The sequence below is a fragment of the Zavarzinia marina genome (genome assembly GCF_021568905.1).
GTDB lineage: Bacteria > Pseudomonadota > Alphaproteobacteria > Zavarziniales > Zavarziniaceae > Zavarzinia > Zavarzinia marina.
This window is the reverse complement of the sequence record NZ_JAKGSB010000003.1, coordinates 382,032-404,302: the sequence shown is the minus strand read 5'-3', so window position 1 is coordinate 404,302 and position 22,271 is coordinate 382,032. Positions and strand designations below refer to the sequence as shown.

Sequence of the window (22,271 nt, the reverse complement as noted above, 5' to 3'; positions counted from 1 at the left end):
CATTGCCACGGCCGCGCCGCCCTAGACTTTCATCTCGTCTCCCACAACCCAGAAATCCGGAACGCGCGTCGACTAACCGGTGCGCCGGTCGCTCGCGGCGTCACGGCGCGCGATTTGGCCCGCGATATGGGCGGCATCCCGCGCGATGCCGGAGAACCGGCCCGAACCCCAGGTATGAAGCCACGGCAGGCCGAGGAAATAGAGCCCCGGCACGGCCGAAACGCCCCGCCGATGGGTGGGATAGCCCTTGCCGTCGAAGGCCGGCACCTCGACCCAGGTGAAGTTGGAGCGAAAGCCGGTGGCCCAGATCACGGTGGCGATGCCGGCCTCGGCCAGGTCGATCGCGGGCACGAGCGCGCCCGGCCGCCAGGGCGCGACATAGGGCGCATCCACCGGCGCCTCGATCCCCTTGGCCGCGATATGGGCGTCGATGCCCGCGCGGATGCGATTGTAGGTCTCGTCGGCGGCATCGAGGTTGCGGGCCAGATCGTCGGCGAAATGGAGCCGGCCGCCGGCGACGTTCGTCAGGCGGCCGTGCAGTTCCATGCCTTCGAGAGCGAAGCGGCGCAGGTCGATCTCGCGCCCGCCGTCGCGGCCCGTCAGATAGTGATTGGCCTTGCCGCGCACCCTTTCCTTCAGGGGGTGGCGTTCGATCGGCATGTCGTAATGGCCCATGTCGTGCAGCCATTCGACCGCATCGCGGCCGCGATAGCGGCGCGGCGCGCGCGGCGCGCTGCCGACGCAGAGATGGACCTTGCGCCCTTCGATGTGCAGGTCCTCGGCGATCTGGCAGCCCGACTGGCCGGACCCGACCACGAGGACGGCGCCGGGCGGCAGGGCGGCGGCATTGCGATAGCGCGACGAATGGATCTGCGCGACGGACGCCGGCAGGCGCTCCGCCACCCGCGGGATCGACGGGATGTGATAGCCGCCGACCGCGATCACCACCTGATCGGCGGTGAAGGTGCCGGCGCTGGTCTCCAGTTCGAAGCCGGCGCCGTCGCGGCGGCGCAGGGCATCGACGGTGACGCCGGTGCGCAAGGGCGGCCGCGTCCGTTCGACATAGGCGTCGATATAATCGAGCACCTCGTCCTTCTTCATGAAGCCGAAGGGATCCTGCCCGGGATAGGGAAAGCCCGGCAGCTGGCACTGCCAATTGGGCGTCACCAGGCAGAAATTGTCCCAGCGTTCCGTGCGCCAGGCGTGACCCGGGCGGTGCTTCTCGAGAACGAGATGCTCGATCCCCGCCTCCTGCAGGAAATAGCTGATGGACAGGCCGGCCTGGCCGCCACCGACGACGATGACCGGGTAATGGGTATTGGGCGTAGTCATGGCTTCGATCCCGACTTCGACATGGCGGAAATGGTGACGGTGGCGCCGGGATTGCCGGCATGGCGGGCCGCCGTCCGTTCGATCCGGGCGAGTTGCCCCATGGCCCGCGAGCAGGGATAGCCGTAGCGGGCCTTCACCCTGTCGCTGGCGGCGCCGAGGCCGGCGCGGCTGCGCGCCACGAATTCGGCGATTTCGTATGTGGCGCCGGGCGCCAGATGGTCTGTGATGGCGGTCGACGGCGAATAGCAGGTCTCGTCGGTGCCGTCGGGCCAGCGGACGTCGAACCAGACTTCAGGCATGGCGCCGCCCTCCCCCCGGCCCGGCTCCCGTTCCCGGCGCGCAGCCGATGAGCGGGCTTTCGTTGAAGTCCCAGACCGGCGCGACGTCGCCCGCGCCGTCGGTGATGGTGACCAGGCCGCTTCCGTCGCAGGCACCGACATCGGCGCAGGCGATGCCGGCGGCGGCGAAACGCGCGATCACCGTCTCCGCATTGCCCGGCGGCACGGCGAGGACGAAACCGAAGCTCGGAAACGACACCAGCCAGCGATCGAGATCGATGCCCGGCGGTCTTGGAATGCAGCCGACGTCGATCATGGCGCCGAGCCCCGAACATTCGAGCAGCATGAGCGCGGTGCCGACGGCGCCCGCCATGCTGATGTCCTTGGCCGCCTTGGCGAGACCGGCTTCGGCGAGCGCCGGCAGGATCTCGATCTCGGCGCGGAGCCGGGGCGGATTGCCGTTGCTGCTGCAATCCCAATAGGGATGCGGATCGCGATAGCGCCCGCGCAGGTCGATCGCCATCAGGAGGCGGTCGCCCGGCGCCGCGTCGAAACTGGTCAGCAGGCGTTTCGCCCGGCCGATGATGGCGACCGACAATTGCTCGCCGCCGGGATTGCGGGTGTTGCTGTGGCCGCCGACGATGGGCACGCCATAGGCGGCGCTGGCGGCGGCGAGCCCGCCCAGGATGGGGCCGGCATGGGCGCTGTCGCGCGCCCACAACGCGTCGACCACGGCGACCGGGCGCCCGCCCATGGCGGCGATGTCGGAGACATTGACCATCACGCCGCAATAGCCGGCGAACCAGGGTTCCGCCTGGACGAAATCGGCAAGAAAACCTTCGATCGCGAACAGCAGGTAACCGTCGCCGTCCGGGATCGCCGCGCAATCGTCGCCCACGGCGATGGGCGCGCCGCCGAGACCGAGGGCGCCCATGACGGCGTCGATGTCGCGCTTGTGACCGAGGCCCCGGGCCTCGGCGAGGCGTCTGGCGAGGGCGGCCATGCTCACCGTTCTCTCCGGATCAGGACCTGGAAGCCGCGCGCGCCGTCGGCGAAGGGGGGATAATGCGCGAGATCCGCTTCCATGAAATGGTGGGGCCTGCCGTGGCAATCGACGACCTCGATCGTGCGCCAATGCAGGCGGTGGAACAGGGGCGCGTTGGCGGCCTGGACATGGGCCGTGAAACGCCGCGCGCCCCTTGCCGTCGCGGTCGAGACCGCAAGCTGGATCAAGGCCCCGCCCAGCGCGCCGAGACGCCGCCAGGCGGGATCGACGGCGAGACGCGAGCCGGACCAGTGCCCCGGCGCCTCCTCGTTGATGCGGACGGTGCCGACCACCTGATCGGCGACGCCGAAGATCGGCGCCAGGGCGACCAGGGGCACGGCCGAGCCGTCCCGCGCGTCGCCGTCGTCGCCGGTGAAGATCCGCTGTTCGCGGCAGAAGACGAGACGGCGCAGATCACGCGCGTCCGCCAACTCCCACGATGCCGTGACCAGCTTCACCCGCGCTTCGCCGCTGACATAGGGCAGGATCGGCTCGAACAGCATGGTTCAATTCTCCGACTCTGCGGGGGCCTCGAAGGCCGAGAGCGCGGAACACGCCCCGCATTTGCCGCAGCCCGCCTTGATGTCGGCCGATCGCAGCCCCCCCGCCTTCAGCATGGCGCCGAGCGGGCCCAGCAGCTCGCGCATGAAGGCGGGCGACGGTGTCGGATGATCCTCGAGGGGCGTGCCGCTGATCGGCACGAAGGGCACCACGAAGGGATAGACGCCGAGGCCGATCAGGGTCTCGCAGATCGACAGGATCGCTTCTCTCGTGTCGCCGAGACCGGCCAGAATATAGGTCGAGACCTGGCCCCGGCCGAAGACGGGCACGGCGGCCGAGAAAGCGTCGAGATAGCGTGAGACGGGCACGGACGCCTTGCCCGGCATGATCGCCCGGCGCAGGTCGGGCGTGACCACTTCGAGATGCATGCCGAGAGCGTCGATCCCCGCCGCCTTCATGCGGTGGAACCATTGATCGTCGTCCGGTGGTTCGCATTGGCCCTGAATCGGCAAGTCGACCGCCGCCTTGACCGCGAAGGCACTGTCGCACAGCACGGCGGCGCCCCGGTCGGTGACGTTGGGCGTGCCGGTCGTCATCACCATGTGCTTCACGCCGTCGAGAAGGACGGCGGCGCGCGCCACTTCCGCCAGTTGTTCCGGCGTCTTGTGGGCGATGGTGCGCCCGGCCGCCAGCGACTGGCCGATGGCGCAGAAGCGGCAGGTCTTGGTCCGGCTCTGATAGCGGATGCAGGTTTGCAGGATGGTGGTCGCCAGCACGTCCCTTCCATGGAGCGTGGCGATCTGGGAATAGGGTACGCCGTCCAGGGTCTGCATCGCATAGAAGCGCGGCTGCAGCGGGAAGCTGACCTCGCCCACCACCGTGCCGTCGCGCCGGATGGTGGAGACGCCGGCGGCGTCGGGCACCGAGGCGACGTAGGGCGAGGCGAAGGCGCCCGCCGTATGGACCGGCACCATCACCGTGCGGCCCTCGATGGTCATCGCCTTGTGGTCCGACGGGCCGGCGCCGCCACGGCGGCTGGGCGCGCCCGCGCCTGGATCAGCCAGCCGGACCCCGAAGGACTGCAATTCGGTGATCAGAGATTGCTGCGTCGTCGGTTTCATCGCGGTCCATCCTCGGCTCGGGCAGATCGTTTGGAACGGGGGCGGTTGCGCCGGTCGCGGTCGTCATGACCCGGGCCGGGCGATCGTCTAGGTGAAGGGAGAGGAGTTCAGGCCGGGCGTAATGGCCGACCGAATCCATCATGCGCTTTCGCTTGGTGATCAGATTCATGTCCAGATCGGCGATCACCATGCCCTCCCCCTCCGTCAGGGGCGGGGCCAGGTGCTTGCCCTCGGGGCTGACGATCGCCGTGCAGCAGCCACCGCGCAGCCCCTTCTGCAGGGCGGGATCGGGGGTGATGGCCGCGATCTGATCCTCGGTCAGCCAGCCCGTGGCATTGACCACGAAACAGCCGGACTCGAGGGCGTGGTGGCGGATCGTCACTTCCATCTGGTCGCCGAACACGGGCCCGACCATGGACCCCGGGAACTGGCTGGCGTGGATCTCCTCGTGCTGGGCCATCAGGCTGTAGCGCGCGAGGGGGTTGTAGTGTTCCCAGCAGGCGAGCGCGCCGAGGCGGCCCACGGCGGTCGGCACGACACGAAGCCCCGCGCCGTCGCCCTGGCCCCAGATCATGCGCTCGTGAAAGGTGGGCGTGATCTTGCGCCGGTGCAGCACCAGGCTGCCGTCGGCATCGAAGACGAGCTGGGCATTGTAGAGGGTGCCGTGGTCGCGCTCGTTGACGCCGAGGACGACCACGATGCCCTTCTCCGCCGCCATGCGCGAGACCGCCCTTGTCACGGGCCCCGGCACCGCGACCGCATGGTCGTAGAGCCGGAGATGGTCGGCACCGGTCGCGACGGGCGGATGGACGAAGGAGAAATAGGGATAGTAGGGCACGAAGGTCTCGGGAAAGACCACCAGCCCCGCCCCCCTGTCCGCCGCCTCGGCGGTGGCGTTCAACACCCGCTCGAGCGTGCCGTCGGGCCGCGCGATGTCGGGCGCGATCTGGACCGCCGCGGCCCGGATCCTACGTCCATCCGCCGTCATGTCAGAGCGTCCAGGTGTTGACGATGAAGGCGTTGTCGCGCCGGTGGAGCAGGATCAGATCCATGACGTCCAGCGGGTTGATCGGCGTGATGCCCTTGATCAGCGACGGCTCGCCATGGCCGTAGAGGGCCTGGAGCGCGAAGCGGCAGGCATAGACCTTGCCCCCCTCGCCCATGAACTTGACGATCTGGTTGTTCATGGCGAGATGGCCGGGGAAGGCCTCGTCGCCCAGGGTGGGAAAGCCCCGCTGAACCCCGAGGGTGACACCGGGACCATAGAGCAGGACCGAGGTTTCGAACCCCTTGCGCAGCAGGCGGGTCGCCTGCAGCAGGTTGACGAGGCCGATGGAGCCTTCGAAGGCGACCGTGTGGAAGGTGACCAGCGCCTTCTCACCCGGTTGGGCCTTCACGTCCTCGAATACCTTTTCCTCGTAGTCGACGAAGAAATCGCCCTTCTCGTGGGCGGGTTTGGTAACTGCGGGCATCGCCTTTTCTCCGAACTGTGGTTGCCGAAATCCGCGCGCTGGACAGGCCTCGGATTGCAAACGCCGTGCCAGTCAAATATCTGCACAATCAATAGTCAGAAGCATTTCAATGCGATCAATAAATGCATTCAATTAGGCCCTGCCGGGAGAATCACCGATGCCTGCAAATTGGGCTGTGATGCGAATCCGGGCACGCATGTGCGCTTTTTTTAATCAATCCAGATCGCGTCGCGGTGCGCCGAAATGGCCTTGGCCCGCGCGTTCGGCCCGATACCCGAAGCGACCATCCCTGCCGATACCCCTGAGATCCTGCGGCTGTCGGAATTCCGGGCCGGGAGGCGGCTGGCGCCGCCGACGGCGGCGTGCAAGCGAAGCCCGCTTGCGTGCCGCATCATCGGGGCGTTTAATGAAAGACAGCATTGATGGTCGCGCCGACCCCCAAGGGCCGGATGCAGTCTTTGCATCTCAACTTCGATGCAGTCAATCAGGGCGCATCTGGCCCATTTGATGCAGTCAATTCGGGCAGGTCGTGGAATGTCGCGCAAAATCGTCGGATGGGTCCCGCACATCGGGAAGACGAGCCGCCCCCACTACATCGCCATCGCCGACGCCATCGAGACCGACATGCGCGCCGGGCGTCTGGCCCCGAACGATCGCCTGCCGCCCCAGCGCCGGCTGGCGGAACAACTCGGCCTGAACTTCACCACCGTCGCCCGCGCCTATGTCGAGGCGCAGCGCCGCGGCCTGATCGAATCCCGGGTCGGCGCGGGCAGTTTCGTGCGCACCGTCATGCCGGCGTCGGGGGCTCGGCCGGCGCGGCCGCTCGAACTCGCCGACATGACCATGAACCTGCCGCCGGAGCCCCGCGATCCGGCGCTTCTGGAACGGATGCGCCGGGGCCTGGTCGAGATCGGCGCCGATCTCAACGTGCTGCTGCGCTATCAGGGTTTCGGCGGCGCGCCCACGGACAAGGAAGTGGCGGTGCGCTGGCTGGCGCGCCACCGCCTGGACACGACCGCTGACCGCCTGCTGATCTGTCCCGGCGCCCACAGCGCCCTTCTCGCCATTCTGGGCACCCTGGCGCGCCCGGGCGACGCCGTCGCCTGCGAGGCCCTGACCTATCCGGGGGTCCGCGCGCTGACGGCGCAACTGGGCCTGCGCCTGATCGGCGTGCCGACCGACGGCGAGGGCATGATCGCCGATGCCTTCGAGGCGGTCTGCCGCGAGCATGCGCCCAAGGCGCTCTACTGCAATCCGACCCTGCTCAATCCGACGACGGCGACGATCTCGCAGCGCCGGCGTCAGGCCCTGATCGCGGTGGCGCGGCGCCACGGCGTGAAGATCGTCGAGGACGACGCCTATGGCTTCATCCCGGTGTCGCCGCCGCCGGCCTTCGCCACGCTCGCGCCCGAAATCACCTATTACGTCTCGGGCCTTGCCAAGAGCCTCGGCGCGGGCCTGCGCATCGCCTATCTGGTGGCGCCCGACGTGCGCAGCGTCTGGCCGCTCGCCGCCTCGCTCCGGGCCGCGACGGTGATGGCCTCGCCCCTGACGGTGGCGCTGGCCACTCAGTGGATCGAGGACGGCGTCGCCGAGCAATTGCTGACCGCCGTGCGCGAGGAATCGCGCGCGCGCCAGGTCCTGGTGCGCGAGATCCTGCCGGCCGGCACCTACGACACCGATCCCGAAGCGTTCCACGTCTGGATCCACCTGCCGCCGCCCTGGACCCGGGCGGGCTTCGCCGCCCACATGCGCCATTCCGGCATCGGTGTCGTCGGCAGCGATGCCTTCAATGTGGGCGGCACGCCGCCGGAGGCGGTGCGCGTCTGCCTGGGCGGCGTGCTGGACCGCCAGGCGACCCGTCAGGCCCTGGAATTCGTGGCGGACGCCATGAATCACCCGGCGCCGGCGGCGACGGCCAGCGTCATCTGATTTTTCGGAAGTGAAGGGCGGGCCGCCAGGCGGGGGGCGGCCCCGTGATCAGGCCAGGGCCGGAACCGAGGATTCGAAGCCCGGGGTGCCGATGTTCACCGGCAGGCCCAGCAGGTAGTTGCGCATGCGCTCGCGGCACAGATCGGTCGGCGCGATCAGGGTGCGGCGGCGGTCCGAGGGATCGGGACGCTTCTGCAGCCAGCCGGTCGAGACCAGTTCGTCGATCTTGCGCATGGCGGTGGTCGACGGCAGCGTCGTCGCGTGACAGGCGCTGGTGACGGACACCACCCGATGCAGCAGCGACTGCTCGATCAGATAGAGCAGGATTTCCCAATTGGCGTCACCGTCGACACAGGACGGCAGCAGCTTGTCGCGGAAGCGACGCGCGGCCTGCAACGCCTTGATGCGGTGAAGCATCTCCCCCTCTTCCGGGGCCTGGCCGGGCAGGGTACGGGGCGGATTGACCACCAGACGGTGGACCGGCTGCGCCGGGCCGGCGCTGGGCGGCGGCGCGGCCGCGGGCCGGGCGAGCGGCGACGTCGCCGGCGTGATCGATTCGCGCGAGAGCCGCACGGCGGCATTCTCTATCGTCGAGGTCAGTTCCTTCGCCTTGGCCAGGGTCTCGGCGAGCTGGGTCGAGAGGTCGCGGTCGTTGCCCTTGGCGTCCCGGCGCTGATCCAGCGCCTCGGCGGCGCGATGGATCGCGGCGACGAGTTGATCGAGATCGACCGGCTTCACCAGGAAGTCGAGCACACCGAGCTTCAGGGCGTTGATGGCCCGGTCGAGATCGGCGAAGGCGGAAAACAGGATGGTTTCGAATACCCGGGGGCTGCCGCCGAAATGGCGCAACTCGCGCACGAGGTCGAGACCGCTGAGGCCCGGCATCTGCATGTCGGTGACGAGGAGGAAGGGCTCCGATTCGGCCAGCATCTGCTCCAGCGCCTCGGCCGGCACGGAGAAGGCCTTGACCACGAACCCCTTGAGCTTCAGGAAATCGCCCACCTCCTCAACGATCGAGGCATCGTCGTCGATCACATAGACAGGTGTCGAGATCGCGTTCGAACGATTGGGACCAGACGTCATCTGAAACTCCACCTCCCCCATTTGGGCGGACATGAACCCTTTATGCCTTTTCAGACACGAAATGGAAGTGATTCCATCCGCGCCGACCGAGCCGGCTCAACCGGCTTCATGCTGGTTGGGACTATACCCAAACATCATAAACAAATCATAAACTGATCCAAAACCGAATGATTCGCGATAGTCGCGCCCCCGGAACAATGTAATTTCGGCAGACGCCAAAGCGGGAGAAATTTACGCCGTATTCACGAAGTTTCCTTAACATGCGTTAATCTCTGCGTCGGATACGCCGGCCGGACGGACGAATAAGGGTAAAAGTCCGCGCATGAGGCGAATCCGGGGATTTGATTCCCGCAGGGCTTTGGCAGAAGGCCGATCGAGCTTCGTTTCGAAGTTCGTGGGCAAGGGGCGAGGGAAGCGGTTGTGAAGATTAAGGCGCGCGCAACAGTACCGGCTTATCGTGCGGCACCGTCGGGCGCGAAGCGCCCGGTCCCGAAGGCATCGGGCGCGAAACGCCCGACCTTGAAAGGCTGAGGACCATGGTCGACGTCGCCGATGCCGGCGCCCGCGCCCCCCTGCCCGACCTTCTCAGCCTCGCGGCCGATTTCACCTGGCGCACCGGCGCCGACTTCAGGGTCGAGGATGCATCGCCCCTCGACGTCGCCTGCGATCCCGCCGTCATCCAACTCCTGCGCGGCGCCAGGCTGGACCGCCTCGCGCAGCGCACCCTCTACCCCGCCCAGGGCGAGGCGTTCAGCGATCTCCTGCACCGACAGGTGCCCATGCGCGACGTCGCCCTCAGCTTCGTGCAGCGCGACGGTTCGGTCGCCAATTTCACCCTGACCGGCACGCCGCAGGACGGCGGCGGCTATGTCGGCGTCGGCAAGGTCTGGAGCGGCCGGCCCTTCGACGAACAGCACCGGGGCGAATTGGTCGAACTGCTGGAACGCGCCGAAGCCAACCGGAACCGCGAAATGCGCCTGCGCGAGGAGGCGGACGTCCTCCTCGCCTCGTTGCGCGCCCTGATCCAGCCGAGCCCGCTGGCCGACAAATGCGCCGATCTGTTCAATCTGTTCTCGCGCCTGCTGCGCTTCGACGAAGCCCTGGTGGTGCGCCGGCGCACCCGCGACGAACTGCTGGCGGTGGTCGCCACCGATCCGCGCCTGACCGGCCTGCAATGGCCGCCGGGCGACGTCATCAACGCCGCCCTGATGGGCGAGGCGCTGCTGGTCGAGGATCTGGCGACCGTGCGGGAATGGAACGATTTCCCCGACATCATGCGCGAACGCTTCCGCAATGCCCTGGTGGCGCCGATCACCATCGGCAACGAGGCGGCGATGCTGGTCGCGCTGCACGCGCGGCCCGGCTTCTTCGAACCGTCGCAACTGGCCCTGATGCAGCGCCTCAGCCTGATCGCCACCCAGGCCTTCGAGGTCGACGAGCAGAAGAACGTGCTGATCAACACGGCCAAGCTCGCCACGCTCGGCGAGCTGATGACCGTTATCGCCCATGAGATCAGCCAGCCGCTGTCGGTCATCGCCATGGCCGTGAAGAATGCCAAGCTGGCGCTCGAGGCGGTCGGCGAGAGCAATCACGGCATGGCCGCCGAACGCGCCATCGTCGACAGCAAGCTGGACCGCATCCACGATCAGGCGCTGCGCGCCGGCGAGATCATCAGCGCGATCCGCACCCTCGCCCATCCGGACCGCCGCACCCTGGGGCTGCGCCCCGTCTCGGTCACCGAGATCATGGACAACATCCGCAACCTGACGGAGGGTTCGCTGCGCAACCGCGGCATCGAGCTGATCTGCGAGGCGCCACCCTATTGCCGGGCGCTGAAGGCCAATCCGGTGTCGCTGCAGCAGGTGTTCCTGAACCTGGTGGTGAACGCGCGCGACGCGATCACGGAATACTGCAAGCGCCGGGGCGAACCGACCAAGGGCGTGATCCATGTCGCCGTCTATGACGACGGTGTCTCCGACCGCCTGGTGGTCGAGGTCCAGGATACGGGCGGCGGCATCCCGGCCGACGTCATGAACCGTATTTTCGACGCATTCTTCACCTTGAAGGAGGTGGGACACGGCAGCGGACTGGGACTCGCCATCTGCCGCACGCTGATGACCGACATGGGCGGCAACATCGCCGCCTTCAACCGGGAGGGAGGCGCTGTCTTCCGCCTGGAGATACCGACCTATGTCGAGGAAGCGGCCAGCTGACGATGAATGTCGCGAGCAACAAGACGGACAAGAAGCCGACCATTCTGGTGGTGGACGATGATTTCGATCTGCGCACCGAACTGGCGGAACTGTTCGGCCGCGTCGGCTACAGCGTGCTCGAGGCCGCCAATGGGATCGAGGCGGTGGAGATCGCCCGTGACCAGCGGCCCGACGTCGTCCTGATGGATGTCGGCATGCCGCAGCTGGGCGGCGTGCGCGCCGCCGAGATCATGACCCTGCTGCGCCACACCGAGCAGGTGGTGCTGATGAGCGGCAATCCGGAAATGGTGGCCGAGGCCGCGTCGCACCGCGGACTGGCGCCGATCGTCCTCAACAAGCCGCTCAGCTTCGACATCTGCCGCCGCGTGATCGACAGTCTGGTGAAGGCCGGCGGCTGACCGCGCCGCCGACATGACGGGATGCCGGCGGCAGCCTCAGTCGGGGCTGCCCGGCCCGGCGCTCAACGAAACCCCCTCGCCGCCGGCCCCACCCTTGCCGATCGAATCCAGATAGTTCTGATAGATCTTGTCGAGCTCCGGCCCGCCGCTGATGGCGCGCGCCCCGCGCGAGGCGTTCTGGGCCTGGATGATCGAGCGCGTACGGGCGAAGGGCGGCAGCACCGGCGTCGCCGTCCCGCCGGTGCTGAGGCTGGTCGGGCCGGACTGGGCGCGCGCCGGCGCCGGGACGACCATGGCCGCGGCGAAGGCCAAGGCCGAAGCGAGCAGGACACCGGCGACGATCGCCGCCGGCGAAACGGTAATGGCCTGAACCCGGGCCCGGGCGCGCGACTGATTGTATCGTGTCATGGCTGCCAACTCCGAACGAAGGAAAGGGTGGCGCCGCGTTCCTCTTCGGGGATGCGGGCCAGAATCTTGGGCACTTCGGCCTCGCGGCCGCTCTTCATCGCCGCGATGGCGAAATTGGTCCTGATCTGTGTGCTCTCGGGACTCAACTGGCTGGCGCGAGCCAGCACGTCATAGGCCTCAGCGTAGTCCTCGATCTTCATGAGGGCGAAGCCGTAATTGTTCAGGACGCGCGAATCCGTCGGCGCGGCCTTCGCGGCGCGGGCATATTGCGGCACCGCTCCCTTCCAGTCGCCGACCTTGGCGCGCACCTGGCCGAGCCCGAACGCCGCGACGGGCTGGATGCGCCGCCGGTCGAGCTGGATGTAGATCTGGTCCGCCTCGTCGGTCTGGCCGGTGCGCAGCAGCGCCTCGCCCTTCAGGGACAGGGCTTCGACATCGCCCGGGTGGCGCCCCAGGTAATCGTCGAGGAAGGCCAGCGCCGCCTGGGACTGGCCGCGTTCGTTCATGCCCCGGATCAGCGCGATATAGAGCTGGTCCTCCTCTGGCGTCGGCGCGTTCGACGCCACGCCGTCGACGGACCGGGTCGGCGCCGAGCGGGCGCAACCGGTCGTCAGCACGGCCGCCGCCAAGACGATGCCGAGGGCGCGACAGGCGGCCGAACAGGAACGCCGGATGGTCATCCGTTCACCCGGGCGAAGCCGTCGATCAGACGGGTGACCGCCGGCGCGCCGATCACGATCAGCAGCGGCGGCATCATGAACAGCATCATGATCACCGTCATCTGCGTCATGCGCTTGCCGATGGTGGACCGGGCATTGTTCATGCGCCGTTCGATCAGCGTGTCGGAAAACACCTTCAGGGCCTGGGTCAGTTCGGTGCCATGGGCCAGCGACTGGATCAGCAGGGCCGAGAATTCGCGGCCTTCGTCGATCGCGAGGCGCGCGCCCCAGCGCTGCAGCGAGACCTCGTAGCCCTTGCCCTGGTCGATGTCGTTCACGAGCCGGTCGAGGGTGGCCTTGATGGTGCCGAGGCCGTCCGCCTCTTCCTGGGTCAGGTGGCGGAACGCCTGTTCGATCGAGGCGCCGGAGCGCACGAGAAGTAGCAGCATGTCGATCATGAACGGCAGTTCGCGCTCGATGCGCCGCCGCCGCGCCGCCGCCATGCTGGAGAGGAAGTAGCGCGGCACCAGATAGCCGACGGCGAAACCGGTGAGACAGAGGAACAGCGCCGTCGTCATGCTCCAGAACCCGAGACCGACGCCGAAGCCGATCAGGGCGAGGGCGATCGCCGCGACCAGCCGCAGGCCCGCCAGCCAATAGGGCGCGCCCGCGTCGTAGCGCCCGACGGACCGCATGATCTGTTCGAATTCGGCGATGGTGCTGGCGCTGCTCGTGGTCGCGCGGCCGATCGTCTCGAAGAAACCGCCCTCGTCGCGATCCTCCTCGACGATGGCGTCGGTCCGGCCGACATCCGCCAGACGGCCGCGCAGGCGGCGGTCGTTGCTCATGCCGCGCATCTCGTCCAGAACCACGTTGCTGCCGACGAAGAGGAGCAGCAGCCCGGAGAGCACGAAGGCTATGGAGACGAAGAAGATCGCCGACATCATCGCGCCCCTCTCAATATTCGACCTTCATCATGCGGCGCATGATGAGAATGCCGACGACTTCGAGCCCGATCGCGAGCCACAGCGCGGTCTGCCCTTCCTCGACGAAATAGTCGAGATAGGAGGGGTTCATCACCATGATGGCGACCGCGACCAGGGGCGGGATCGCCACCATGACGATGGCGGTCGAGCGAAGTTCCGACGACAGCGACTTGAATTCGCTGCGCACCCTTGTCCGATCGCGCAGCACCCGGGCCAGATGCTCCAGGATATAGCCGAGATTGCCGCCGTAGCGCAGGTTGGTGCGCACGATCATGGCCAGCATCGCCAGTTCCGCGATCCCCAGGCGCTGGGCCTGCACCCGCAGCGCGTCCGGCAGCGGCACGCCGATCTTGAGGCGCAGTGCCACGGGATCGAGATAGCACCGCGTCGCGTCCCCCGAATAGGCGAGCGCCTTGTCGAAGGCCTGAACCTGGCTGTTGCCGGTGGAGACGAGCTGGCGCAGCCGCTCGAGGAAATTGGGCAATTCCTCGAGGAAGGCGTTCACCTGCTTGTCGGCCGCATTCGACAGCAGCATGTAGGCGAGGCCCACATAGGCGAGGCCGGCCGCCAGGCCGCCGAGCAGGCCGAGGAACCAGATGGCCACCGCGGCGACGACGAAGAGCCCCGCGATGAAGGCGACGAAACGTTCCGGCGTCACCTTCCAGTCGGCCTGCATCAGACGCCGGGTGATGCCGGAGGACGACATCATCAGGCGCGCCATCAGGCGTTCCGTCTCCATCATCTCCTCGTCGCCCTCGAAGCCGCCGCCGACCGAGCGGCTGAGGCTTGCGAGACGGGCGCGGTAACGCTTGTCGACGTTCCTGTCGTGGAGATAGGCGTCGACCAGGTAACCCGCCGCGACGATGATCAGAATGGCGAGACCGATCTGGATCATGATCTCTCTCCCGGGCCTCAGGGCCGCCCGTCGAAGCGGCCGACGCCGCCGCCGAAGCCGGTGCCGGCGACCGTGGCCAGACGTTCCTGGAACGCGGAATGGCGCGTGACCATGACGAAGGAGCCCTGGCCCGGCGCGCCCGGATTCTCGCGGTAGCGGAAGCGTTCGTTCTGGACGATGGTCTCCCCCTCCATGCCCACCACCTCGGCGATGGAGATCACCTTGCGGGCGCCGGAGGACAGGCGCTGGACCTGGACGACGACCTGGACCGCCGAGGTGATCTGCTTGCGCACCGTGGCGACATCCGCCTTCATGCCGCCGAAGGAGAGCAGCAGTTCGAGGCGGCTCATGGCGTCCTGGGGCGAATTGGCGTGGACCGTCGCCATCGAGCCGTCGTGGCCCGTGGTCATGGCCTGCACCATTTCGACCGCCTCGCCGCCGCGGATTTCGCCGAGGATGATGCGGTCGGGACGCATGCGAAGGGCATTCTTCACGAGATCGCGCGCCGTAATCTCGGGCGTGCCGTCGGCCGACGGCGGCCGGGTCTCGAGGCGCACCACATGGGACTGGCGAAGCTGCAGCTCCGCCGCGTCCTCGATGGTGACGATGCGTTCCGTCGCCGAGATGAAGCCCGACAGGATGTTCAGCATCGTCGTCTTGCCCGAGCCTGTCCGGCCCGAGATCAGGACGTTCAGGCGCGAGCGCACGGCGGCGGCCAGATAGTCGACCATTTCCTGGCTGATGGTGCCGGTGCGGATCAGGTCGTGGATCTTGAGGGGGATGCGCTTGAACTTGCGGATCGAGACCGTGGCGCCGTCGAGGGCGATCGGCGGGATCACGATGTTCACGCGGCTGCCGTCCTTCAGACGGGCATCCACGAAGGGCGAAGCCTCGTCGACCCGGCGCCCGATGGGGCTGACGATGCGCTGGATGATGTTCATCAGATGGGCGTCGTCGCGAAAGCGCGTGGTGACCTTCTCCAGGACGCCGCTGCGCTCGACATAGACCCGGTTCGGGCCGTTGACGATGATGTCGTCCACCGTGGTGTCGGCCAGCAGGGGTTCGAGCGGGCCGAGGCCGACGATCTCGAAGAAGACGTCGTCCAGCAGGCGCTCGCGCTCGGCGGCGTTGAGGGCGACGCCGGCGCCGGCGACGACCACCGAGATGGCGCGGCTGATCTCGCTGCGCACCACTTCGCCGTTCGCCTTGTCGGGCGTGAAGCCGCGCTTCTCGAGATAGTCGTGGACGATGGTGAGGGCGCGGAACTTCAGCTCCTGATAGAGCGGCGACGTGTAGATGTCGCCGTCGCCGCGCCCGCCCGGCACATTGGTCGGGAAGGCCGGAACGCCGAGGGGAACATTGCCGCCGGAACCGCCTGCTTCACGCATCGCCTACTCCTGACCTCAACGGGAACCGGAACGGCCGATGCCGAACCGCGAGAGAATGCCTCCCGCCGCGATGCGGGACTGGGTCGCCGCGACCTGGGAGGGCGCCGCCGGCGCGGCCGGGGCCTTGCCCCCCGATGCCGGCATCTGGCTCGCCACGACGGCATCGACCACCGTGCGCACGGCCTTCGAGACGGCCGAACTGCCGTCCGCCACCAGCATGGTGCCGAGGTTGCGCTGGCCGTCCATGAACTGACGGTCCTCGGGCACGACGAAGGGCCGCCCCTTGGCCCTGAGCGCCGTCGCGATCTCCTCCGGCGCCGGCGGCATCCGCGCGACATGGCGCGACACCACCAGGGTGAAATCCGGATCCTTGTTGATCGAGCGGCGCATGCGGTCGAGCACCATGGAGGCGCCGTGGATCGAGGTCATCGACTGGTCGACGACGAGGATCGCGGCATTGGCATCGACGAAGATGCGGTCCGCCACGCGCGGCGCCAGCGGCCGGTTCACATCGATCACGATCGCCGTGAAATAGGAGCGCAGCACGTCGACGAGCTGGGACAGATCCCCCTCGCCCGCGATCTGGGCGTTCTCGTCATCGACCGCGAGCGGCAGGACGAACAGGCGCGGCGCCTTGGTCTGGGCGAAGGCGCCTTCGATCAGGGTCGAATCGAGACGCCCGATGTCACCCAGGGCATCGGTCATGAAATAGGATGCCTTGATCCCCAGAAGGTCCACCGACTCGGACGGCGGAAAGCCGAAATCGAGCAGCAGCACGCGCTCGTTGGGCCCCGCGCGGCGCGCCAGTTCGGCGGCCATGGCGACCGCGATCGAGGTCGAGCCGACGCCGGGCTTCGGGCCCATCACGGCGACGATGCGGGCGGAATGGCCGCCGCGCTTCGCCGGCCGCGACTGCAGCAGCCAATCCATCTGGGCGATCAGGTCGTCGGAGGCGAAATCCTTGTCGATGACGTCGTTGGCGCCGGCCCGCATGGCGGGGATCAGCGCATTGGCGCTGATGTTGTAGCTGGCGACCACGAGCGGGATCGTCGGCTGTTCCGCCTTCAGGCTGACGATCAGCTCGGTGATGTTGCGGCCGTCCCAGGCGACGTCGTCGAGATCGACGATGATCGCCTCGACGCCCGTCGATTCGATCAGGCCGCGCAGGGTTTCGAGCTGCGGCAGGCCGCGCACGACGCTGCAGCGGGAGAACAGTGCCGAGGTGACACGTTCGGCGAAGTCTTCGTCGCTCGAGACGACGAGAATGGCGCGACGTTCCGAAGTCATGGCATCAGCCCGTATTGCGGCAGGACATCGCGCAGGCGGTTGCGGCCCATCAGCATGTCGCCGAGTGAGGGATCATAGTTCTGCAGGTCGGTGCCGGGCATGGGCGGCAGGCTGCGCGGATCGATGGGCGAGACCAGCCGCGGCGTCGCCACGATGATCAGTTCCTGACGCTCGCGCGTGGTCTGCTGGCGCCGGAAGAAGGCGCCGATGACCGGCAGGTCGCCGAGGATCGGAATGGCGTCGTCCGCATCCGCCGAGGTCGACGACATGAGGCCGGCGAGCACGAAGCTCTGGCCGTCGCCGAGTTCGAGGGTCGAGGACGCGCCGCGCCGGGTGAGGCCCGGAACCTGCGTGCCCTGGATGGTCACGCCGTTGCCGTAGTCGAGTTCGGAAACCTCGGGCGCCAGGTTCAGCAGGATGCGGCTGGAACTGAGCACCGTGGCCGAGACCTTGAGGCGGATGCCGAATTCCTTGTAGTCGACGGTGATCGTGTCGGAATTGTCCTGCGGCACCGGGATCGGCACTTCGCCGCCGACGATGAATTCCGCGGTCTCGCCGGAGCGGACCAGCAGCGTCGGCTCGGCCAGGATCTGCGCGAGCTTGGCGCCCGAGAGCACGCCGAGCACGGCCGAGAGGTCGGACCCCGGCAGGCGCAGCAGCACGTTCAGGGCGTCCGCCACCGGCGAGACGCCGCTGAGATCGCCGGTGATAGAGCCGCTCGGCGACGCCACCGCGAATTCGAAGCTGTTGGAAGAGCCCGAGCGGAAATCGAAGCCGAGGCGCTTCAGCGTTGTGGTCGAAAGCGCGGCGAACTTGATCTCCACGCTGACCATCTGCTGCTGCATGACCTGGATCTGGTCGGTCACACCGTCCGGGAAATAGCGCGCGGCGAGGCGGAGCGCCCGGGCATGGGCCTCGTTCGACGAGACCGAACCCTTGAGCGCGACCGTGCCGCCCGCCGTATCGACCCGCACGGTGCCCAGCTCGGGATCCTCGCGCAGGTCGCGCGCGAGGTCGCCCACGCTCAGCGGCACCACCACCGGGTAGACATAGGCGGTCTCGCCGCCCACTTCCCAGACGATCAGATTGGTGCGGCCCGGCTTCAGGCCGAGCAGCAGGATGTCCTGCGGCCCGACCACGCGGCCGGTCACCGTGGCCGGATCGCCGATCGCCACCCGCTCGATCGGGGTGCCGAGGCTCAGCGGCGTCTGCACGCCGGGCTGGATCACCAGGGTCGGCCGGTTGACGTAGTCCGCCGCCCGGGCCTCAGGGACGCCGATGCCGTCGACACAGGGCGCCACCAGGGCGAGAGCGGTGGCGGCGACGGCCGACAGCGCGAGGCGCCGAAGACCGGACGGGGGATTCGTTGCGGACATCGCGGCAAGGCCTCGCGGCGCCACCGGATTCTCGGGAACCCGAAGCATCTTCATCTCACTCATGGCACCGCCTGCTTACCCGTGTTGGTCCCAAGGATGACTTCCACCTGACGGGGCGCGACCACGGCCGGCGCCGGCAGGGCTTCGCCGCTGTCGGAGACCGGCTGCTGGCGCGCGGCGCCCAGCAGGTCTTCCAGGCGAACCGGCTTGACCTCGTCCTTCTCCTCGTCGGCCGGATTGCGCAGCGCCAGGTAGAAACTGCCCGACTGCTTGGCGACGGCGAGCACCAGCGCCTGTTCCGGGGTGACGGCCACCGTGATGTTCTGCATGCGCACGGCCTGCTGATCGTTCTCGATGGTCAGTGCCTCGCCGACCGAGAGAACCTTCAGCGCCTGGAGCACCACGCGGCTTTCGCGGCGTTCCGGGTTGCCGCCCTCCTCGGGCGGGCCGAGGGCGTTGTTGGCGAGCACGAGCTGGATGTCGACGATGTCGTCGGCACGCAGGAAGTTGCCGACCGCGACCTCGTCGTTCACACGGATCGCCACCGCCCGCATGCCTTCCGGCACCAGGACCGAAAGCCCGGGCTTGGCATCGTCGCCGGGGGCGAGGATCGTGCTCTGGAGGAGGATCTGGCCGGCCGGCAGCGCCGTCAGCGCGATCGCGTCGACCGCCAGCTTCGGCTCCGACAGCGAGCCGACGGGCGCCGGCCCCTGGACGCGAAGGGTGGTGACCTGTTCGGCCGTGATCTTGGCACCGCGGCCGATGTTCTTCAGCGCGACGACGACGGGCACCAGATCCTCGCGCGGGGCCGCCGCGACGGGCCGGCCGTCGCTGGCCGGCGGTGGCGGCGGTGGCCGCCGCATGGAGTTTATACCGTAGACGATGAGGCCCACGGCAATCGCCACGAGCACCACCCCCAAGATCAACCGAAACTTAGATCGCCCCATCGGACCGCGCCCCTGACAAGGTTGTCCAAAGACCAGGCCTCACCCGCGACCGAGGACCGGCCACCGACTCAACCGTTAACACCACGCCAATCTGGCGCAATTTGGTAAAGGCTTCGTTTGCGTTCTGGACGCACATGGGCATTCCCCCCCGGTGCGCGATCCCCCGCCTTCCGCACATCCACCGCGGTAACTATAATCGAACTGGCCGCAGACAGAACCGAATAACGGCCAAACAGGTGTAAGTTTGTGGAGAATTCGGGCCGACCTACCGCATTGCGGTAGGAAGCCTGCCCATGCCACCGCAAGCGGGTCGGGACGCCCGCGAGACCCGCGCCGCGAGACCGCGCTGAAACCGGTCGCGGCCCGAATCGGTCACGGTTCCGTAACCCGGAACGCCCTGTCCGGAACGCCCTGTCCGGAGCGCCCTGTCCGGACCGCCGGCGCCGCCTCCCGGAACCACCGTTCGGGAGCGCGCCGCTCAGGGGAAGGGGATGGAGATGCCGCCGCCGGCCGAGCTGCCGCGGCCGGTACCGCCACTGGCGCCGCCCTTGAGCCGGGCACCGCAGGCGCCGAGCGCGGAGACCATGCCCACGACCAGCGCCATGGCGACGATCTTGCGCAGGTTCGCCCGGCGAAGGATTGGTTTCATGTCGCTTCCGTTCCCGAAGGGATGCAGGAGCCAAGGACCATAGCGGAGAGGCGGCCGCGCTGCAAACGGGCCGCCCCCTCCGGAGCCGGATCAGGCCGAAACGGATCAGGCCGAAACGGATCAGGCACCGAGGCCGCCGAGCAGGCCGGTCAGGCCGCTCAGGCTGGCGCCGTCGCCCGAAAGGCCGCCGGCGAGTCCGCCGAGGAGGCCTTCGAGCAGGTCGTTCACGCCGTCGAGCACCGGGTCGAGGGCACCGACGTCGGGATCGACCAGCGCGTCGACCAGGCCGGTCACCGGACCGAGGGCGCCCGCGTCCTCGGACGTCAGCTCGTTCAGCTGCCCGGTGAGGGCGGCCAGCGCGCCGGTATCCGGGTCGACGAGACCATCGACCAGATCGCCGACGCCCTCGAGCGGCGTCCCGTCCAGCAGGTTGGCGACCGTATCCTGGACGACGTCGATCAGGCCTTCGTCGGTCGTGCCGTCGGCGGCCATGAAGTCGCCGAGCGCATTGCTCGACAGACCGCCCGTCAGCCCGCCGGTGAGACCGGCCAGGATGTCGTTCAGGCCCGAGATCAGGGGCTCCAGCGCCTGGTCCTGGGTATTGACCAGGGCGTTCACCAGATCGGTGACCGCGCCGAGCGCACCGTCGTCCGACGAGGTCAGATCCTCGAGCGCGCCGGTCAGCGCCGAGAGCGCGCCGTCGTTCGGGTCGAGCAGGCCGACGATCAGATCGTTCAGCGGTTCGAGCACGGTGCCTTCGGTCAGATTGTCGACGAGATCCTGGACCGCGCAGATGGCGCCGTCGCCGCAATTCGCCGTGTCGCCGTCGGGGGTCTCGGGATCGGGATCGATGTCACCGAACGGGTCACCGCCGTTCAGCGCGCTGCCGACGAGGCTGATCTGGCGCAGACCGAAGCCGGCACCGCCCGAGGTGAAGAAATTGGGACGTCCCAGGTTGCGGTGCATGTCGATCAGGGTCGGGCCGCCCGCCTGCTTGGTGCGGTCGGTCGCGAGCAGGTTGGTGGCGCTGTTGAAGTAGAACTTCACGCCGCCGTAACCCATGGAGCCCTGCTGGTCGAAGACGCCGGTGGCGAACAGGGCCATGCCCGGAATGTCGGTGAGCAGGGCCTCGAGCTGGATGTCGCCGCCGATCTCGGTCTCCTCGGAATAGGAGACACCGCCGCCGATGCGCAGGTTCGGGTTGGCGTAGATCGAGATGCCGGCGCGGCCATAGGCGCCGTCCATCACGTCGCCCGTCTGATAGCCCACGAGAGCCTCGAGGGTGACCGAGTCGAGATAATATTCGGCGATGCCCGCGACCGCGTATTGCGCCGTGCCCTCGACGTAGTAGCCGCCGCCGGCGACGCCGATCAGGCCGCTCTGGGGATCACGGAAGAAGAGTTGGGCCGCGCCGCCGGCAAAGCCCGCCTCGTCCGCCGCGAAGCCGGCCACGCCGTCCACCTGCAGCCCCAGGCTGTCGCCGAGGGGGATGGTGATGGTGGGCGCGCCGCCGTAGGTGCCGCCGTTCTCGTCGCCACCGCCGAACAACTCGAGATTGAAGCTGGTTTCGGCGACGGCGCGTTCGCCGTAACCGAACTGGTCGCCGGAGATCGGATAGCTTTCCTGCGCGGTCGCGAAGGCGGTTCCGAACAGTACGGCCATGGCCGTCGTCGCGAAGAGAGCCAATTTAGGCGAAGGATTCATCTTCATTTCTTGCAAGCCCCTGTGCACGAGTCCGGAAACGGCCCCTTGCCCAATACCGGATCGAAACCACGATTCAGGTGCCCGGCCCATGACCCGAGGCTCGACAATCGAGACCGGAAATGAGAAGCCGCCGTACTGAAATCGTCCCTCCCGTCTTACACAGCATTAGTCCCCGCATCGAATATGATTGTTCCTCAATCCGGGTATAATGAGGGAAATTGCTCCAAATCGGATGTAACGGCTCGCCGCAAAACGGGAGGAAAATGGCGCCTTTGTTCCTTGACCCCGACCCATGGTCCTTCAAAGTTGCGTCAAGGATATGCAGGACGGGTGCCGGTGCCCGAGCGAGGCTCGGCCCGCCGGATCGAGGCTCGCCCCAGGGACGGCGTGAGGCTTTCGAACGGGTTCGACGGCGCTGAAACGCGACCGGGTCGAAAAACACCCAGGTTCCGGCATCGAAGGATGTGACGCGCTCCAGTCTCTGGGGGCCGGTCTTCGGGGGAAGGATCGGCGGCGGCACGAAGGGCGCCGGGTTCGGCGCCGGTCGGGCGGCAGGGGGCATGGTCCGCCGAATAAAGGGGATGCTCCCGAAACCAC

General features: G+C 67.9%; 21 protein-coding genes. 3 read left to right on the top strand and 18 right to left on the bottom strand.

All coding sequences use genetic code 11. The features are described 5' to 3' along the window. Positions 1-72: 72 nt before the first annotated feature. From L2U69_RS10815 to L2U69_RS10785, 7 genes are read right to left on the bottom strand one after another with little or no spacing between them, the layout of a single operon-like run. The gene (locus tag L2U69_RS10815) at positions 73-1,332 is read right to left on the bottom strand and encodes an MSMEG_0569 family flavin-dependent oxidoreductase (RefSeq protein ID WP_236106815.1); all 1,260 of its coding nucleotides are present in this window, start codon (positions 1,330-1,332) and stop codon (positions 73-75) included. Next, the gene (locus L2U69_RS10810; protein WP_236106814.1) at positions 1,329-1,631 is read right to left on the bottom strand and encodes an MSMEG_0570 family nitrogen starvation response protein; all 303 of its coding nucleotides are present in this window, start codon (positions 1,629-1,631) and stop codon (positions 1,329-1,331) included. Before L2U69_RS10810 ends, L2U69_RS10815 begins: the two co-directional genes overlap by 4 nt. Beyond that, positions 1,624-2,613 (bottom strand): sll0787 family AIR synthase-like protein, encoded by a 990-nt coding sequence (locus L2U69_RS10805; RefSeq protein ID WP_236106899.1) that lies wholly within the window; start codon positions 2,611-2,613, stop codon positions 1,624-1,626. Before L2U69_RS10805 ends, L2U69_RS10810 begins: the two co-directional genes overlap by 8 nt. Positions 2,614-2,615: 2 nt before the next feature. Then, positions 2,616-3,158, bottom strand: a complete 543-nt coding sequence (locus tag L2U69_RS10800) for an MSMEG_0567/Sll0786 family nitrogen starvation N-acetyltransferase (protein WP_236106813.1) — start codon at positions 3,156-3,158, stop codon at positions 2,616-2,618. Positions 3,159-3,161: 3 nt separating this feature from the next. Beyond that, positions 3,162-4,277: an MSMEG_0568 family radical SAM protein gene (locus tag L2U69_RS10795; protein ID WP_236106812.1), complete on the bottom strand. Its 1,116-nt coding sequence runs from the start codon at positions 4,275-4,277 to the stop codon at positions 3,162-3,164. Next, positions 4,213-5,265 carry a Nit6803 family nitrilase gene (locus tag L2U69_RS10790; protein ID WP_236106811.1) on the bottom strand — a complete coding sequence of 351 codons (1,053 nt, stop codon included), beginning with the start codon at positions 5,263-5,265 and terminating at the stop codon, positions 4,213-4,215. Before L2U69_RS10790 ends, L2U69_RS10795 begins: the two co-directional genes overlap by 65 nt. A 1-nt stretch (position 5,266) precedes the next feature. Beyond that, positions 5,267-5,749, bottom strand: a complete 483-nt coding sequence (locus L2U69_RS10785) for an MSMEG_0572/Sll0783 family nitrogen starvation response protein (RefSeq protein WP_236106810.1) — start codon at positions 5,747-5,749, stop codon at positions 5,267-5,269. A 534-nt stretch (positions 5,750-6,283) separates the two neighbouring features. On the opposite strand from L2U69_RS10785, the gene L2U69_RS10780 reads away from it, so the two are divergent. Next, complete coding sequence (locus L2U69_RS10780) at positions 6,284-7,681, top strand: aminotransferase-like domain-containing protein (protein ID WP_236106809.1); 1,398 nt, start codon at positions 6,284-6,286, stop codon at positions 7,679-7,681. A gap of 48 nt (positions 7,682-7,729) precedes the next feature. Here L2U69_RS10780 and L2U69_RS10775 read toward each other — a convergent pair whose 3' ends face one another. After that, complete coding sequence (locus L2U69_RS10775; protein WP_236106808.1) at positions 7,730-8,764, bottom strand: response regulator; 1,035 nt, start codon at positions 8,762-8,764, stop codon at positions 7,730-7,732. 536 nt (positions 8,765-9,300) lie between these two features. Between L2U69_RS10775 and L2U69_RS10770 the strand changes: the two genes are divergently transcribed. Together L2U69_RS10770 and L2U69_RS10765 are read left to right on the top strand one after the other, a co-directional pair. Then, a complete protein-coding gene (locus tag L2U69_RS10770) occupies positions 9,301-10,977 on the top strand; it encodes a sensor histidine kinase (RefSeq protein ID WP_236106807.1) in 1,677 nt (558 codons plus the stop codon). A gap of 2 nt (positions 10,978-10,979) precedes the next feature. Next, positions 10,980-11,375 (top strand): response regulator, encoded by a 396-nt coding sequence (locus L2U69_RS10765; protein ID WP_236106806.1) that lies wholly within the window; start codon positions 10,980-10,982, stop codon positions 11,373-11,375. A 36-nt stretch (positions 11,376-11,411) separates the two neighbouring features. Here L2U69_RS10765 and L2U69_RS10760 read toward each other — a convergent pair whose 3' ends face one another. The 10 genes from L2U69_RS10760 to L2U69_RS10715 all read right to left on the bottom strand — a co-directional run bounded on the left by L2U69_RS10760 (position 11,412) and on the right by L2U69_RS10715 (position 21,674). Then, the gene (locus L2U69_RS10760; protein ID WP_236106805.1) at positions 11,412-11,783 is read right to left on the bottom strand and encodes a hypothetical protein; all 372 of its coding nucleotides are present in this window, start codon (positions 11,781-11,783) and stop codon (positions 11,412-11,414) included. Next, the gene (locus L2U69_RS10755) at positions 11,780-12,463 is read right to left on the bottom strand and encodes a tetratricopeptide repeat protein (RefSeq protein ID WP_236106804.1); all 684 of its coding nucleotides are present in this window, start codon (positions 12,461-12,463) and stop codon (positions 11,780-11,782) included. Before L2U69_RS10755 ends, L2U69_RS10760 begins: the two co-directional genes overlap by 4 nt. Continuing rightward, the gene (locus tag L2U69_RS10750) at positions 12,460-13,389 is read right to left on the bottom strand and encodes a type II secretion system F family protein (protein WP_236106803.1); all 930 of its coding nucleotides are present in this window, start codon (positions 13,387-13,389) and stop codon (positions 12,460-12,462) included. Before L2U69_RS10750 ends, L2U69_RS10755 begins: the two co-directional genes overlap by 4 nt. A 10-nt stretch (positions 13,390-13,399) precedes the next feature. Beyond that, a complete protein-coding gene (locus L2U69_RS10745) occupies positions 13,400-14,323 on the bottom strand; it encodes a type II secretion system F family protein (protein ID WP_236106802.1) in 924 nt (307 codons plus the stop codon). A gap of 17 nt (positions 14,324-14,340) precedes the next feature. Continuing rightward, positions 14,341-15,711, bottom strand: coding sequence for a CpaF family protein (locus L2U69_RS10740; RefSeq protein ID WP_236106801.1), 1,371 nt, complete (start codon positions 15,709-15,711; stop codon positions 14,341-14,343). A 15-nt stretch (positions 15,712-15,726) separates the two neighbouring features. Beyond that, entirely contained in the window at positions 15,727-16,998 is a 1,272-nt protein-coding gene (locus tag L2U69_RS10735; RefSeq protein ID WP_236106800.1) for a response regulator, read from the bottom strand. After that, complete coding sequence (locus tag L2U69_RS10730) at positions 16,995-18,374, bottom strand: type II and III secretion system protein family protein (RefSeq protein ID WP_236106799.1); 1,380 nt, start codon at positions 18,372-18,374, stop codon at positions 16,995-16,997. The genes L2U69_RS10735 and L2U69_RS10730 overlap by 4 nt, the downstream gene beginning before the upstream one ends. A 59-nt stretch (positions 18,375-18,433) precedes the next feature. After that, positions 18,434-19,279 carry a Flp pilus assembly protein CpaB gene (gene cpaB / locus L2U69_RS10725; RefSeq protein ID WP_236106798.1) on the bottom strand — a complete coding sequence of 282 codons (846 nt, stop codon included), beginning with the start codon at positions 19,277-19,279 and terminating at the stop codon, positions 18,434-18,436. A 520-nt stretch (positions 19,280-19,799) separates the two neighbouring features. Next, on the bottom strand, positions 19,800-19,970 hold the full coding sequence (locus L2U69_RS10720; protein WP_236106797.1) for a hypothetical protein: 171 nt from the start codon (positions 19,968-19,970) through the stop codon (positions 19,800-19,802). A 120-nt stretch (positions 19,971-20,090) separates the two neighbouring features. Then, positions 20,091-21,674 (bottom strand): hypothetical protein, encoded by a 1,584-nt coding sequence (locus tag L2U69_RS10715; RefSeq protein ID WP_236106796.1) that lies wholly within the window; start codon positions 21,672-21,674, stop codon positions 20,091-20,093. Positions 21,675-22,271: the final 597 nt, after the last annotated feature.

Bases quoted from the DNA above. Each gene is read 5' to 3' on its own strand.
- L2U69_RS10815 (WP_236106815.1), bottom strand. From the start codon at position 1,332: ATGACTACGCCCAATACCCATTACCCGGTCATCGTCGTCGGTGGCGGC.
- L2U69_RS10810 (WP_236106814.1), bottom strand. From the start codon at position 1,631: ATGCCTGAAGTCTGGTTCGACGTCCGCTGGCCCGACGGCACCGACGAG.
- L2U69_RS10805 (WP_236106899.1), bottom strand. From the start codon at position 2,613: ATGGCCGCCCTCGCCAGACGCCTCGCCGAGGCCCGGGGCCTCGGTCAC.
- L2U69_RS10800 (WP_236106813.1), bottom strand. From the start codon at position 3,158: ATGCTGTTCGAGCCGATCCTGCCCTATGTCAGCGGCGAAGCGCGGGTG.
- L2U69_RS10795 (WP_236106812.1), bottom strand. From the start codon at position 4,277: ATGAAACCGACGACGCAGCAATCTCTGATCACCGAATTGCAGTCCTTC.
- L2U69_RS10790 (WP_236106811.1), bottom strand. From the start codon at position 5,265: ATGACGGCGGATGGACGTAGGATCCGGGCCGCGGCGGTCCAGATCGCG.
- L2U69_RS10785 (WP_236106810.1), bottom strand. From the start codon at position 5,749: ATGCCCGCAGTTACCAAACCCGCCCACGAGAAGGGCGATTTCTTCGTC.
- L2U69_RS10780 (WP_236106809.1), top strand. From the start codon at position 6,284: ATGTCGCGCAAAATCGTCGGATGGGTCCCGCACATCGGGAAGACGAGC.
- L2U69_RS10775 (WP_236106808.1), bottom strand. From the start codon at position 8,764: ATGACGTCTGGTCCCAATCGTTCGAACGCGATCTCGACACCTGTCTAT.
- L2U69_RS10770 (WP_236106807.1), top strand. From the start codon at position 9,301: ATGGTCGACGTCGCCGATGCCGGCGCCCGCGCCCCCCTGCCCGACCTT.
- L2U69_RS10765 (WP_236106806.1), top strand. From the start codon at position 10,980: ATGAATGTCGCGAGCAACAAGACGGACAAGAAGCCGACCATTCTGGTG.
- L2U69_RS10760 (WP_236106805.1), bottom strand. From the start codon at position 11,783: ATGACACGATACAATCAGTCGCGCGCCCGGGCCCGGGTTCAGGCCATT.
- L2U69_RS10755 (WP_236106804.1), bottom strand. From the start codon at position 12,463: ATGACCATCCGGCGTTCCTGTTCGGCCGCCTGTCGCGCCCTCGGCATC.
- L2U69_RS10750 (WP_236106803.1), bottom strand. From the start codon at position 13,389: ATGATGTCGGCGATCTTCTTCGTCTCCATAGCCTTCGTGCTCTCCGGG.
- L2U69_RS10745 (WP_236106802.1), bottom strand. From the start codon at position 14,323: ATGATCCAGATCGGTCTCGCCATTCTGATCATCGTCGCGGCGGGTTAC.
- L2U69_RS10740 (WP_236106801.1), bottom strand. From the start codon at position 15,711: ATGCGTGAAGCAGGCGGTTCCGGCGGCAATGTTCCCCTCGGCGTTCCG.
- L2U69_RS10735 (WP_236106800.1), bottom strand. From the start codon at position 16,998: ATGACTTCGGAACGTCGCGCCATTCTCGTCGTCTCGAGCGACGAAGAC.
- L2U69_RS10730 (WP_236106799.1), bottom strand. From the start codon at position 18,374: ATGTCCGCAACGAATCCCCCGTCCGGTCTTCGGCGCCTCGCGCTGTCG.
- L2U69_RS10720 (WP_236106797.1), bottom strand. From the start codon at position 19,970: ATGAAACCAATCCTTCGCCGGGCGAACCTGCGCAAGATCGTCGCCATG.
- L2U69_RS10715 (WP_236106796.1), bottom strand. From the start codon at position 21,674: ATGAATCCTTCGCCTAAATTGGCTCTCTTCGCGACGACGGCCATGGCC.